The organism is Desulfogranum marinum, assembly GCF_963675105.2.
Taxonomy (GTDB): domain Bacteria; phylum Desulfobacterota; class Desulfobulbia; order Desulfobulbales; family Desulfobulbaceae; genus Desulfogranum; species Desulfogranum marinum.
The window spans coordinates 455,583-469,494 of record NZ_CAXXRO010000005.1 but is presented as its reverse complement, the minus strand read 5'-3'; the positions used below and the strand labels follow the sequence as shown (position 1 = coordinate 469,494).

14 protein-coding genes and 2 tRNA genes are annotated in these 13,912 nt (G+C 47.4%); 10 read left to right on the top strand and 6 right to left on the bottom strand.

Annotation, left to right across the window (positions count from 1 at the left end; translation table 11 throughout):
• Positions 1-17 precede the first annotated feature (17 nt).
• The 3 genes from ACHZCY_RS22580 to ACHZCY_RS22570 are packed head-to-tail and all read left to right on the top strand — an operon-like array spanning position 18 to position 2,131.
• Positions 18-638 (top strand): hypothetical protein, encoded by a 621-nt coding sequence (locus ACHZCY_RS22580; RefSeq protein ID WP_319550489.1) that lies wholly within the window; start codon positions 18-20, stop codon positions 636-638.
• A 5-nt stretch (positions 639-643) separates the two neighbouring features.
• Entirely contained in the window at positions 644-997 is a 354-nt protein-coding gene (locus ACHZCY_RS22575) for a roadblock/LC7 domain-containing protein (RefSeq protein ID WP_319550488.1), read from the top strand.
• 57 nt (positions 998-1,054) lie between these two features.
• A complete protein-coding gene (locus tag ACHZCY_RS22570) occupies positions 1,055-2,131 on the top strand; it encodes a cache domain-containing protein (protein WP_205223882.1) in 1,077 nt (358 codons plus the stop codon).
• A gap of 286 nt (positions 2,132-2,417) precedes the next feature.
• Here ACHZCY_RS22570 and ACHZCY_RS22565 read toward each other — a convergent pair.
• The 5 genes from ACHZCY_RS22565 to ACHZCY_RS22545 form a co-directional block, all read right to left on the bottom strand.
• A tRNA-Met gene (locus tag ACHZCY_RS22565) sits at positions 2,418-2,494 on the bottom strand.
• Between the two features lie 182 nt (positions 2,495-2,676).
• Positions 2,677-2,753, bottom strand: a tRNA-Met gene (locus ACHZCY_RS22560).
• Positions 2,754-2,808: 55 nt separating this feature from the next.
• Positions 2,809-3,267 (bottom strand): acyl-CoA thioesterase, encoded by a 459-nt coding sequence (locus ACHZCY_RS22555; RefSeq protein ID WP_319550487.1) that lies wholly within the window; start codon positions 3,265-3,267, stop codon positions 2,809-2,811.
• On the bottom strand, positions 3,260-4,492 hold the full coding sequence (locus tag ACHZCY_RS22550) for a cofactor-independent phosphoglycerate mutase (RefSeq protein ID WP_319550486.1): 1,233 nt from the start codon (positions 4,490-4,492) through the stop codon (positions 3,260-3,262). The genes ACHZCY_RS22555 and ACHZCY_RS22550 overlap by 8 nt, the downstream gene beginning before the upstream one ends.
• Positions 4,493-4,512: 20 nt before the next feature.
• Positions 4,513-5,823, bottom strand: coding sequence for a homoserine dehydrogenase (locus tag ACHZCY_RS22545; RefSeq protein WP_319550485.1), 1,311 nt, complete (start codon positions 5,821-5,823; stop codon positions 4,513-4,515).
• 464 nt (positions 5,824-6,287) lie between these two features.
• On the opposite strand from ACHZCY_RS22545, the gene ACHZCY_RS22540 reads away from it, so the two are divergent.
• From ACHZCY_RS22540 to ACHZCY_RS22515, 6 genes are all read left to right on the top strand, one after another.
• Positions 6,288-6,962, top strand: coding sequence for an adenylate kinase (locus ACHZCY_RS22540; RefSeq protein ID WP_205223878.1), 675 nt, complete (start codon positions 6,288-6,290; stop codon positions 6,960-6,962).
• Between the two features lie 102 nt (positions 6,963-7,064).
• Positions 7,065-7,649 carry a D-sedoheptulose-7-phosphate isomerase gene (locus ACHZCY_RS22535; RefSeq protein WP_205223877.1) on the top strand — a complete coding sequence of 195 codons (585 nt, stop codon included), beginning with the start codon at positions 7,065-7,067 and terminating at the stop codon, positions 7,647-7,649.
• Between the two features lie 48 nt (positions 7,650-7,697).
• Positions 7,698-8,657 carry a GSU2086 family protein gene (locus ACHZCY_RS22530; protein WP_319550484.1) on the top strand — a complete coding sequence of 320 codons (960 nt, stop codon included), beginning with the start codon at positions 7,698-7,700 and terminating at the stop codon, positions 8,655-8,657.
• A 60-nt stretch (positions 8,658-8,717) separates the two neighbouring features.
• Positions 8,718-9,650, top strand: coding sequence for a hydroxymethylbilane synthase (hemC, locus tag ACHZCY_RS22525; protein WP_319550483.1), 933 nt, complete (start codon positions 8,718-8,720; stop codon positions 9,648-9,650).
• Between the two features lie 55 nt (positions 9,651-9,705).
• Entirely contained in the window at positions 9,706-11,289 is a 1,584-nt protein-coding gene (gene cobA, locus ACHZCY_RS22520) for a uroporphyrinogen-III C-methyltransferase (protein WP_205223874.1), read from the top strand.
• Positions 11,290-11,381: 92 nt separating this feature from the next.
• Positions 11,382-11,663, top strand: a complete 282-nt coding sequence (locus ACHZCY_RS22515; protein ID WP_319550482.1) for a hypothetical protein — start codon at positions 11,382-11,384, stop codon at positions 11,661-11,663.
• Positions 11,664-11,690: 27 nt separating this feature from the next.
• Here the strand turns inward: ACHZCY_RS22515 and ACHZCY_RS22510 are convergent, their stop codons facing one another.
• Positions 11,691-12,884: a glycosyltransferase family protein gene (locus ACHZCY_RS22510; RefSeq protein WP_319550481.1), complete on the bottom strand. Its 1,194-nt coding sequence runs from the start codon at positions 12,882-12,884 to the stop codon at positions 11,691-11,693.
• A 446-nt stretch (positions 12,885-13,330) separates the two neighbouring features.
• Here ACHZCY_RS22510 and ACHZCY_RS22505 point away from each other — a divergent pair, with 446 nt between their 5' ends.
• A complete protein-coding gene (locus tag ACHZCY_RS22505; protein ID WP_319550480.1) occupies positions 13,331-13,813 on the top strand; it encodes a hypothetical protein in 483 nt (160 codons plus the stop codon).
• Positions 13,814-13,912: the final 99 nt, after the last annotated feature.

The window sequence follows — 13,912 nt, the reverse complement described above, 5'->3', positions numbered from 1 at the left end:
AAAGGAGCTTGAAAACAATGAAAGGAATTCTTGACGACCTTAAGGATCTATCAGGCGTCATCGGTGCAGGTGTTTACCATAGTCAAAACGGGATGTTGGCAACCAACCTCCCCGCCATTTTCACAGAACAAAAATTGACCGAGATAGGCAAACTCCTAACAAAACTACTCAGCGCCGGCCGCATGAGTTTTCCCGATCTTACGGATTTATCGTTGCAGTATGACGAATCTGCAATTCTTGCCCGTGAACTAAACGAAACGTCAATTATTTTCCTTCTTTGTGATCCGGATTATAACCAAAATCTCATTACCATGTCGCTAAATCTGCTGCAGCAGGAATTAACAAGCAAGACCGTCGCACCGCCGCCCCCTTCTTCCCCTCAAGAAACTCCCGCCCCCGCCGAAAATGTCACGCCTGTTTTACAACAAATTCAAGAGCAGTTGCCTAAGATCCTTGGTCCCATGGCTGATATTATTTTTGACGAGGTTGTCGAAAGTTGGAGGGAGCAGGGAAAATATACGCTCAAAGACGTAAAAGTGCTGATCCAATTGTTCGAGGAGGAGATCGACAATACTGATCAAATTAGCCGATTCAGAGAAAGCATTGCTCAAGTCACTGCACAAATAGGCGGGAGGTAGAAGGCATGGCCACCGTAAAAGATTTTCTTGCCAGGGTTAATACAATCGAGGGGGTTGGAGGCTGTTTACTCGTCAAAGATGATGGCCATATCCTTGCCCATCTTGTTGATGGCCCTGCTGACTATTCTTCTTTAATCGCTATTTGCAGCAAACAGGCTCTAGCCATCATGGAAACTTCAGGCTTTTCCTTTTTCCGTTCCCTTAGCTTTGCGCAGAGCAAGGGGCAAGGATTGCACATATTCCCGCTCCAGCAATATTATCTCGGAGTCATCCAACAACCGGGTTACCCGGTTGAAAAAGTGATCAGCCAGGTAAACCACCTGCTCAGCCATGTTAAAGCTGGTAGCTCAAAAAAGTAAAATACCCTGAGTGCACTGTTCATTCGTTATCCCAGAAAAATTATAGCGGAGAAAGAAATGGAAGCGAAAGTAAAATTTGGAATATCGCAAAAGTTATCAATTATGCTTCTCATAGTGGCATTGGTCCCACTTATGGCTATCTGGTTCCTGAGTTATAAAAATATTACGAAACTTACCAATGACAAGGTCAATCTAGGGCTTTCAGCTATAAATGAACAGCTTGTTACCTATGTCGATGCCTGGATCGATATGAACGAAAGGATGCTCATTCAGAATGCGTCCCTTGCTTCGATGCAGTCCATGGAAGCTTATCAACAGACTTCGATTTTAAAATCAATTATCAAATATTACGATTGGTCGTATCTCACCTTTACCGTTGACATCAAAGGAGACAATGTCAGTCGAAGCGATGGTAAGCCATTAAAGTATTATGGTGACCGCGCATATTTTAAACAAGTTGCAGCAGGCCAACAGATAGGCAGACAAGTTTTGATCGGGAAGACATCGGGTAAGCCGGCAATGGTATTAGCAACAGGCATTTTTGATGCTGACAGTAATCTAAGAGGTGTCTTAGCCCAGGCTATGACCCTGGCAGAGCTCTCTGAAAAAATTGTTAACAATACAATAGGCGTGACAGGCTTTACGTTCCTGCTTGACGAACATGGTCAGGTCATCGCCCATCCTGATGCAGAAATGACCGAAGCAAGGGTAGACCTGAGCAAGCATCACGCCTTTACCGCTCTGCAAAACGGACAGGCCAAAACGATTTTTGAAAATTTGAATGGAGAGAAAATCGTTGCTGTTGCCCAGAAAACAGCGCAAGGATTCACGATGATAAGTCAACAGAGCTACGCTGAAGCCTATCAACTGATTAAAGCGGAAAACCAAAAAAATCTTATTTTATTCGCGATTACCCTGGCCATGATTATGGTGAGTGCATTACTCGTTTCAAAATGGCTGACCGGGCCAATCCGTAACTTGACTGATATCGCAGACAAATACAGCCAGGGACAACTCGACCTGGAAATAACCGGCCTAAAAAGAAGTGATGAGATTGGTCAACTCAGCCGAGCCATCGAACGTATGGGAACAAGTATTCGTCTGGCAATGAAACGGCTCCGGAAAAAGAAATGATTTTTCTTCACCACTAAACACGTTGTTTGGGCTTCGATTTCTCAAAGGCAAATCAGACAAAATAGACCGAAAGAGTATTGCCGACAAAATTTACTCCTCCCCCAAAAAGGGTATGTAGCTTAAAGCTACATACCCTTTTTCATTTGGCGGCACTGTGCGCCTATCTCTACAGTTTAATTTTTTTTTTTACAACCCTTTTTATTTGGATTGATCAGTCTGCTGGCAATGCACTTAAAAACAAAAAAAAAGGACTCACAGCAAACAAGCCGTAAGTCCTTGAATCTATTGGTAGCGGGGGCCGGATTTGAACCAGCGACCTTCGGGTTATGAGCCCGACGAGCTACCGAACTGCTCCACCCCGCGTTCCGTGCGAGGCACTATATCAGAGACTGAGATATTGTCAAGGGAAACAGTGAACAGGTCACGTTTTCTCTTTCCAAAAGGTACCCTGTACCGAATGGCGCTCATTTAAGCTGTTTTTATTCAACGTGCTTACAAAAAAAAAAAGGACTCACAGCAATTATACTGTAAGTCCTTGAATCTGTTGGTAGCGGGGGCCGGATTTGAACCAGCGACCTTCGGGTTATGAGCCCGACGAGCTACCGAACTGCTCCACCCCGCGTTCCGTGCGAGGCACTATATCAGAGACTGAGATATTGTCAACAATATTTTTAGCATTACACCTCTTTTTGGGGTACCAAGGCTGAAATCTTTTCCATCAACTCGTCGGGAAAGGCAGTGAGCCTGCCTTCTGCATTGATGCAGGCAAGGCTTGTAAAGCCTCTTACAAGCAACTGTTCCCGCCCACCTTCCTCTGTGCGATAGATAGCATAGTGGAAACGGCATGAGACTCTTTTCACTTCGACCAGTGATGTTGCGATGGTCAACAAATCATCGTAGCGGGCTGGTGCTTTAAAACGGATATAACTTTCGGTAATGGGCAGCACACACCCCATCTGTTCCACTTGGCTATACGGTATAGCCCATGCCCGCATCATCTCGGTGCGCCCTATCTCAAAATAACGGAGATAGTTGGCATTATACACCACGCCTGCTGCATCTGTATCACCGTAAATAACCCGGTAGGTCGTCCTGAAAATCGGTTCGTGGAGACTTGCTGAAAAAGATTTAGCCATTATCAACCACCCGCTCCATGAAACGGCTGAAAAATGCTGCGCCGGAAGCCAGCTTCAAGCCATTTTGCTCTATCGCAGTCAACACCTCTTTTTCGGTATAGGGTCGACCGGAAGGATTTTCCACGCCACGGCTATCATACATCAGCATGGGCACAGGCCAGTCTTCATGGGTCCGGCGATGAACAGGTGTATAATGATCCATGGTGACCACAACCCGAAATGGTTCTTCGCTTGCCTCAACTCCTTTGATGATGGGCGCTACAATCTGCCGGTCAAAGTCTTCGATGGCCTTCACCTTTTCAGCTGCCAACCCTTGATGGCCGGTCTCGTCAGGTGCCTCGACATGAACAACCACAAAATCTTTTTCAGCCAGTACCTGCAAGGCAGCCTCAGCCTTACCTTTATAATTCGTATCCAGATAGCCGGTTGCGCCTTCGACTTTTACCACTTCCAGACCACTGAGAACGCCAAGCCCCATCAACAGATCAACCGCTGAAATCATACCGCCATTCACCTTATAACGTGCGGGTATAGTCTCCATTGCCGGCCGCTTACCTTCCCCCCACAGCCAGAGAGAGTTGGCTGTTTTTTTCCCCTCTTTTGCTCGCTGCGCGTTGACAGGATGATTTGCCAGTACTTCAGCAGCCTGTTCCATCAATTTGAACAAAGCAGCATCATGTTTATAGAGATTATAATACGCAGTAACGTCTTGATCCATGTGATCATGGGGAGGGACTGTCTGGAGCGCACTTGGAATAGCGCCCTTATACACAACCAGGTGTCGGTAACTGATCCCGGGATACAGCCGTAAAACCTCAGTCCCGCAGGCTTCCTGTACCGCTTCTATCAGTTGCCGACTTTCCTCAGTGGAAATATGACCGGCACTGTAATCGATCATCGTCACCCGATCACCCAGCCACTCGACATTCACCAGATTACAGCGAAAAGCCAGCTCATCGGCCTCAATTTCTACGCCCATACTGGCTGCTTCAAGCGGCGCTCTGCCGGTATAATATTTCTCCGGCTCATAACCAAGCAGGGAAAGATTGGCAACATCGCTGCCCGGTGGATATCCGTCTGGAACGGTCTGCACAAGCAACAGTTCTCCTTCTTTGGCCAAACGATCCATGGCCGGGGTGGCAGCAGCCTCCATCGGCGTCTTATCGCCGAGCAAAGGGACAGGCACGTCGCCCATGCCGTCGCCGATCAGTAATATATATTTCATATCTTTTCCCCTGGCTCAGGTTACCCCTGTTCTTCTTCAAGAAGACGAATTTTCACAATCGGTGCCACAACAGCATCAAGCGCCTTAATTTCCTCCAACGCTGCCACCACGGATGATTCTTTGGCTGTATGCGTCAACATGACCAACGGTACGGCACTATTTTGCTCGCGTATCTTCTGCACCACCGATTCGATGCTGATATTATGCTGACCAAGGATGCCGGAAATAGCTGCCAACACTCCGGGCTCGTCCCGCACGGTAAAGCGGAAATAGTAGGGCCCGAACAGTTCGTTCATGGGTGTGATCCGGCGGTCCTGAATTTGATCCGGCATATATGCCAGCGGTGGGACTCTGCCCACTGAACCGGAGTTGATATTACGCGCAATGTCAACCACATCTGCAGCCACAGCACTGCCGGTTGGCACCTTCCCTGCTCCCAATCCATACAGCAGCACGTTGCCGACGGTATCACCGGTGAAATGGATGGCATTATAGGCCCCATTAATAGAGGCAAGCAGATGATTCTCCGGCACCATGGTTGGGTGTACTCTCGCCTCGACATGTTCGCCATGGTTACGACTGATCGCGAGCAGCTTGATCCGGCAGCCGAACTCACGGGCCAACTCAATGTCCAGTGGCTCTATCTGAGAAATCCCCTCAGTGGCGATTTCGTTATGGGTGATATTCATCCCATAGGCCATGCACATAAGAATCGCGAGTTTATGGGCCGTATCTATCCCTTCAACATCATAGGTGGGATCAGCTTCTGCAAAACCCTTTTCCTGGGCATCCTTGAGCACGACGTCAAAAGGCACGCCTTCGTCCGTCATCCTGGTTAAAATATAATTGGCGGTCCCATTCATGATACCCATGATGGACAAAATCCTATTGGCAACCAGCCCTTCACGAAGCGACTTAATAACCGGTATGCCTCCACCAACGCTGGCTTCAAAACCGACTTCAACTCCATGTTCAGCAGCAGCACTAAAAATATCATGCCCTTCCTGGGACAAAAGGGCCTTGTTGGCGGTAACCACGTGTTTACCGGCCTTAATGGCTTCCATGACAAAAGTTTTAGCAGGTTCTATGCCCCCTATCAATTCCGCAACAATGTCAATATCAGGGTCATTGATTATCTCTTTGGCATCTTGGACCAAGGTAACATCACTAAAATGATCGGGCAGGACAGTCAAGGAGGTGTCAGCAACTTTGGTCAAGGAAATATCTATCCCCGTTCGTTTCATAATCCGTTCCTGCTGGCTATACAAAACCTCAGCAAGCCCGCTGCCTACCGTACCAAAACCAATTATTCCAACCTGAATTTTTTTCATGGTCAATCAACCTATATTGAGGGTATCTTGAATTGTTAGTAATTTCGTTCGAGATCAAGGCATGTGAAAAATTTTACCACAGGCATATATTTAATATTCCAAGGATAAAATTTTGAGCATAACGCTGAGGTCGGGCGAAATGGCAATTATTCAAGATAGCCTTGAGTTTAAGGGACATACAACCTCGCACGTTTTTTTAATCGCTTTACCATCGGTTGTCAAAAAATATAGCTTGTCTCTTTCTGGAATATAACTTCACTAAACATCAGTCTGGGATTCTATGTTGTTGAATTGGCGACAAGCCAAAGCTCACCTGACCAATCATTTTCATAGCCAAAGCTTTCGACTTGCTGTATACTCGGCGAGTTAATGAGAGACCATTCATTTTTTCCGCCTTGTTTTCTTATTAGAATTCAAGACGTTAGACACTTATTACCATTGAAAAATACTCAAAGGAGACCGGCATGAACATTCTTACTTTCGGCCCTAACGGCAGCGGTAAAGGTACCCAAGGTGCCATCGTAAAAGAGAAATATGGTATCGACCACATTGAATCCGGAGCAATTTTCCGTGAGCACATCAAAGGCGGCACTGAACTTGGTAAGAAAGCAAAAGAATATATTGACCGAGGCGATTTGGTACCAGACGACATTACCATCCCTATGGTTCTGGAAACCCTCAACAAATCTAAAGAAAATGGCTGGCTCCTTGACGGTTTCCCACGTTCTCTTGCACAAGCAGAGGCTCTTGACAAGGCACTGAAAGAAGCCGGCATGAAACTCGACTGTGTCGTTGAGATCGAATTGGACCGCGAAATTGCTAAAGAGCGCATCATGGGTCGTCGCCTGTGTGCCAACGACAATAACCATCCAAACCACATCGCTTTTGACGCCATCAAGCCGGTAGAAAAAGACGGCAAGCTGGTTTGCCGTGTTTGTGGCGGAGAATTGTCCACCCGCGCAGATGACCAGGATGAAGAAGCAATCAACAAGCGCCATAACATCTACTATGATGACAAGACAGGCACCATGGCCGCTGTTAACTACTTCAAAAACCTTGATGGTATCCCTGTGATCTCTGTTGATGGTTCCATGGCCATCAAAGAAGTATCTGATGCTATTATGAAAGACCTGCCGTAAGCAGCCTTATTTCATACATGACAAAAACGTTTCCGTACATAACTTGTACGGAAACGTTTTTTTATTTGACAGCTGCCCTTTTTTCAATCATTGATGGTGGTCATGAAAGCACTTATAGTTTCAAATCTTGTTCAATCCATCACAGCTAAAGAAGCCTTTGCACAAAGCTCCATTGACAAAATCATTGAGCTGACCGAGTGGACCCAAAACACGCTTGAATCCGGCGGGAAATTGCTGATTTTCGGCAATGGTGGCAGCGCAGCAGATGCACAGCACCTTGCCGCAGAGTTTGTCAATCGTTTCCTGATTAACCGCCGTCCACTCCCTGCCTTGGCACTCACCACCGACACCTCGGTTATCACCTCCATCGGCAATGATTTTTCCTTTGACGTTATTTTCGCAAAACAGGTTGAGGCCTTTGGCAAACCCGAAGACCTGGCCCTTGGGATATCTACCTCAGGAACATCTACCAATGTGGTCAAAGCAATGGAAGCAGCCGAAAAGATCGGCATGAAAACCGTTGCGCTCACGGGCGGAACCAAAAGACCCGGCGGAGATCTGGCTGAGATCTGTGACATGGTCTTGAATGTACCATCAGACGAGACCCCGCATATCCAGGAAGCCCATCTTTGGGTCGAGCATATGCTTTGCGAAATTGTTGAAATGAAAATGTTTGCCGACCAGTAGTAATAGTTTCCAGTTTCTTCCAGAAATTCACTCCTCCCACTGTAGACAATGTCTAGATATACTATCGACCCTCTGCAATTTGACAAACTGAATACCTACTCTGTCCATGACCGGCACTCCAAGGTCAGCGTTGACGACTTTGCCGGACCGGTTCACCCGGCAATGACAGTCAGCCAACTGATAAACTGTTTACCCACTCAACTCATGGGCATTGATTTCCCTGAGTTTATCAGCCGGACAGCACTGGCACATCAGCAACAGCACCCAATTATTCTTGGCATGGGAGCCCATGTAATCAAGGTTGGTCTTAATCCGATCCTTATCTCACTTATGGAACAGGGCATCATCTCCGCCATAGCGCTCAATGGAGCGGGAATTATCCATGATACGGAAATTGCCATGGTCGGACGCACCTCAGAGGAAGTTGCCGATGTACTCGGCGAAGGTGCATTTGGTGCTGCCAGAGAGACGGGAGAACATCTTAATACCGCCATCAACCGGGGAGCAGCACAAGGGATCGGGATAGGTGAAGCAGTCGGCAAAATGCTCTGTGAGCAAAACTTCCCCCACAACAAGCACAGCCTCCTTGCTGCAGCCTATAAGCTCAAGGTACCGGTAACAGTACACGTGGCCATGGGCACCGATATTATCCATATTCACCCCAGTGTTGACGGTGGCTCCATCGGCAGTGCAGGGCACCACGATTTCAGGCTATTTTGCAGCCTGATCAGTCATCTCCAGGGAGGAGTTTACCTCAATGTCGGCTCGGCAGTGCTGTTACCGGAGGTTTTTTTAAAAGCCCTTACCGTGGTCCGCAATCTAGGCCACCAGGTGACCCAATTCACCACTGCTAATTTTGATTTCATTCGTCATTACCGCCCTGCAACCAACGTTGTCCATCGTCCCAACCTGGAAGGCGGCAAGGGATTTAATTTCACCGGCCATCATGAGCTGATGCTGCCTCTGTTTGCTGCGGCCTTACTCGATGAAATTGACAAATCTCAGTAGAGCCTGTATATGGCTCCTGTGACATACACCTGATAATAACTCAACACCGGAAGATACTTCATGCGTCCCCTGTTACGTATAGGAACTCGAGCCAGCCTGCTGGCAGTCACCCAATCTACCTGGGTCAAAGATCAGATTGAAAACCAATACCCTGACACGAAGGTTGAACTCGTTCGAATCACTACCAAGGGTGATAAGATCCTAGATGTTCCTCTGGCCAAGGTCGGCGGCAAAGGACTTTTTGTCAAAGAGATAGAAGACGCTCTCCTGGCCGACGAAGTCGACATTGCTGTACATTCCATGAAGGACGTCCCCACCGAACTGCCCGCAGATTTGCATGTCGCGATAATTCCTGAAAGAGAAACGGCAGCCGATGCCTTTGTTTCCGTCCACTACAAAAGCATTGAAGACCTTCCCCAAGGGGCAAAAATTGGGACATCCAGCCTACGCAGAAAATCACAGCTGGCCGCAATGCGTCCTGATTTATGCATACTTGACCTGCGAGGCAACCTTGACACCCGGTTAAAAAAAATGGAGCAAGGAGAGTACGATGCCATCATTCTTGCCGGTGCAGGACTCAACAGACTGGGCATGCAAAAACGTATAGCAGCCCTCTTTACTCCTACCCAAATGCTGCCTGCAATTGGTCAGGGGTCACTGGGCTTGGAGCTGCGCAAAGATGATACAGAGCTCCTCCAGGGATTGCAATTTCTTCACCACGATCACACTGCAACCACAGTCTCTGCGGAAAGAGCCTTTCTCATCCGACTCGATGGCGGCTGCCAGGTTCCTATCGGTGCCCATGCAACCCTTGAGGGCGACAAGGTATGCCTCACAGGGCTTGTGGCAAGTGTTGACGGTACCACCATTTTAAAAGACTCCATCGAAGGACCTGCCGTAGAAGCGGCTCAACTCGGCACTCAACTGGCAGAGATCCTGCTCGACCGAGGCGGAAAGGCTATTTTAGATGAAGTGTACAGCGCCCAAGATTGATTGTTCCTTTGGGTCAGCCTTACTCATGATATACTATTCAACGGTACAGTAACCAGTGACCACACAAAAAACAGACCAGAAAAAACCTGCCGGCAAAGTTTATCTGATTGGAGCCGGCCCCGGCGATCCAGGACTTATTACTCTTCGCGGAAAATACCTGCTCGAACGAGCCGAGGTTGTTGTCTACGATTACCTGGCCAATAAAAAACTGCTCAACTATGTGCCTAAAACCGCCAAATTCATTTATGCCGGAAAAAAAGGTGGCGGCCTGCATGCCTACACCCAGGAAGGTATCAACCAGCTCCTGGTGGACCATGCAAAAGCAGGCAATATAGTTGTCCGCTTAAAAGGTGGCGACCCTTTTATATTTGGACGTGGCGGCGAGGAAATAGAAGAAATTGTTGCCGAAGGGATTGATTTTGAAGTGGTCCCAGGTGTCACTTCCGCAACAGCTGCTGCCACCTACGCCGGCATTCCCATTACCCATCGAGACTATACAGCATCTGTTGCCTTTGTTACCGGCCACGAAGACCCCACCAAAAAATATTCCAATATTCAGTGGGACAAACTCGCCACAGGGGCGGGAACCATTGTTATTTATATGGGAATAAAAACCCTGCCGCTTATTACCAAAAAACTGATCGACTACGGTAGATCCCCCGACACTCCGGTGGCAGTTGTTCGCTGGGCGTCCACCCCGCAGCAACGATCGGTGGAAGGAACCCTTGCCACTATTACGGAAGTCGTGCAGAAAGCAGATATTAAGCCCCCTGCCCTGGTTATAGTCGGTGAGGTAGTCAAGCTGCGCAAGACCATTGATTGGTACGAAAAAAGGCCTCTTTTTGACAAGCGAGTCGTTGTCACCAGAACCAGGGAACAGGCCAGTGAACTGGTTGCCAAGCTTGAGGAACACGGAGCTGATTGCCTTGAATACTCAACCATCCACATAGAGCCGGTCAGCGACTACACACCTCTGGATCAAGCCTTTGCCGATATCAAACAATATCAGTGGATACTTTTTACCAGTCTTAACGCGGTAACGTATTTTTTCAAACGACTGTACCAAAGTGGTCTCGATAGCCGCAGCCTTGCCGGCCCAAAGATTGCGGCAGTTGGGAAAGCAACGGCAGAGGAGCTGCTCAAATACGGGCTGCGGGCAGATCTTATCCCGCAACGATTTACAGGTGAAGGCCTGGCAGAGGCCCTGCTGGAATCAAAGGTCGGCGCAGGATCTAAAATACTTCTTCCGCGCGCCCTGCGTGCAAGTGAAGTTTTACCAGAGACACTGGTCGACGCCGGAGCCGATGTCGACGTGGTGCCGGTGTATCAAAACGTACCGCCGCAAGGCAGAAAAGAAGAACTCCGCGACCAGCTGATTGAAGGCGATATCGACCTACTGACCTTTACCAGTTCCTCGACGGTAACCAACTTTCTCTCCATGGTTGACGCCAAGGACAATGACGAGCTACAGCAGCTGTTGAACAAGGTAACCATCGCCGCCATCGGTCCGATTACGGCAAAAACCGTCACAGAAAGCGGCTTGCAAGTAGATATACAACCCGAGAGTTATACCATTAACGACATGGTAAACACCATTGTTGACCACTACAAGAATAGCCCTGCCAAAGACAAGGAGTAGAAGAGCTTTTCCGTTTAATTGTCGTATTCAACTGGACCCGGTCAAAAAGGGAGTGCCCCTGACAGATGATGACTGTGGTCCAGGAGAAAACGATGAGCATGGAATACGCTGCAGCGTCTGCAGCTCCATCATCACCACTTCCAAGCACACTGCTGTTATTAACAACAGCCACGAACACACCTTTTTCAATCCTGCCGGCATTGTGTTTGAACTTCGCTGTTTCCATGAAGCAGTGGGGGTATATCCGGAAGGAAAGCCATCAAATGCATTTAGCTGGTTTGCCGGATATAGGTGGCAGATGGTACTCTGCAGGAATTGCCATCGACATATGGGGTGGAGGTTCAGCGGCAATGGCCTGTTTTTTGGTCTTATAAAAAACAATTTACGGCAAGACTGAACTGCTATCCAACCTCACGAAAGACCTGTAACCGTTGCTTTATGCAGTCTATGCCTCGCAGCTCAAACTGATCCATCGCCTGCTGATAAGGCTGCAGATTAGCCAGCATTCCATTTATTTTTCCGCCTAGCTTTTGCGGTGTCAATTCGTTCCAGGGAAGATAGTCTATCAATTGCTGATGCTGGAAGGCCTGCGCTCTTATAAGCTGTTCTTTGCGTGGCGTCTCACGAGGGATGATGAGAGAGGGCGTTTTCTGACTCAGAATTTCGCACATGGTGTTATATCCACCCATGGAAATCACCAGATCTGCGGCACCGATCATCTCCTCCATTCTCGGATAAAAAGGGAGCAGCTTTATCTGCAGTTTTCGACCACGCTTTGCTAACTTGCGCCTCATGCTCAGTGGCATAAAAGGACCGGAGATAAGTATACTCTTCCCTTGGCGAAAGATGCCCTCTTCCTGCATTGTCAAAAAACAATCCATAACATCGTAGCCGTCTCCGCCACCGCCGGTGGTTACCACGATCATCTGCTCATTTTTGCCGACACAGAATTTTTTACGAGTCTTGACTTTTGCTTTTTCCCCTGCCACTCTGCGGGGGAGATAACCGGTAAAAACAATTTTCTCTTTTACAGAATCCGGAATACCATATTCTTTAACTGCATCATAAATTGATTTTCGCCCGTAGATCCAGATTTCCGAATACAGTTGATCGAGAAGACGATACACATCTTTATTCACCCAATCAGCCCTGACGGTTTCGCGATCATCCATTATATCGCGCAGTCCCAGAACAGTTTTTGTATGCGGACAGTAACGCTGAATCCACTCCAAAGTAGGGAGTACCTCTTTTTTTAACCCCAGAGGCTCCTTATCAACTAAAAATAAATTTGGGCGAAAGGTTTTCGCAGTGGTAAGAATAATGGACCGACGAATATTTAATGCATGTTCCGGATCTATCCGAATGGAAAGCGATTGGTATTCATCATTTGTTTTTTTTATCATCCCGGGAATACGCACGAAATCGACGTTTTCGGGAAACGAAAATCGCCCGGCAATGGGCGACCCGGTCAGGATCAGGACATTAACGGTTGACTCTCTCAGGTGCCCGGCAATAGCCATGGTACGCCTGATGTGACCCAGACCGTACGTGTCATGGGAATAAATAAGGATATTGTAGGAGTTGGATGTTCCCATCACGGCTCTTTTGTCAATGGTGGTTATTCCACCTGATTGGCCATACACCTCTATACCGATAACAAGGCAATACGAGGGTGTTCATTTCATAATCGTTTAACTCACATTTTACATGAGCATTTTGTCGTTTTTTGAAAATATGAATAATTTCATATTCATACTATCAAAACCAATCAAATATAAAATTGACAAAATACTCACCGAATGTCAGTCCATACAGCACCATCTTCTTCAGTATTCCGGCATTATAAAGTTGAAACCAGGCACCGCCTGAGCTGATGAGAATTCCGGGCTAGCCTAACGTGTACCAGCTGTTCGGGCAACAAAAATCGATGTCATCAAATATGTCATTTTTCTCTCAATAAAAAATCAATTCCAGTATATTATGCGTCAATATATTGTGTATGCCTTGAGGCTTTCAACCTTCCTGCGCAAAGGAAAAAATCATGATCAACCGTATACCCTTACTCCTGCTGTCTATTCTTTTACCTGTTTTTCTGTCCATTGGCTGCGTTGCCAAAGGACCTACCGGTAACTGGCAACAGAACCAGGAGGCGCAAAAACTTTTTACATCGGCCACAATCCTTCAAAATCACACTTATTATTATACCGGCCAAAAAGCTCGTCCCGATGCTATCATTGCCATTGACAATGCCTATAGATTGCAGTCCAACCTTTGGATTCAAATAGCTGTTACCCCAAAACTCATCAAAGAATGGCTGGCTTGGTACAAAAGTGAATTCAGTGCGTACTGTCCCTATCGGGGTGGGTATATAGTCACTCCTGATCAACAAATTGCAGGAATATGGTATTCAAAAGAAATACTTAACACTATTTACTCCCCAGAACCAGGGGTTATCGAGGTGTACCTCCCCTACTCTGCTTCCGGTTCCATGTGTGATCGACGGCGACGCCTTGATGATCTTTGAGCAAGGAGCAATGCAGGCCGGCAAGCAACAGCCCGAATTTCTCAGTGAGCATTTTATCATTTTAAAAAGATATGCTCACCCAAAGTCAGTCCATGCGAC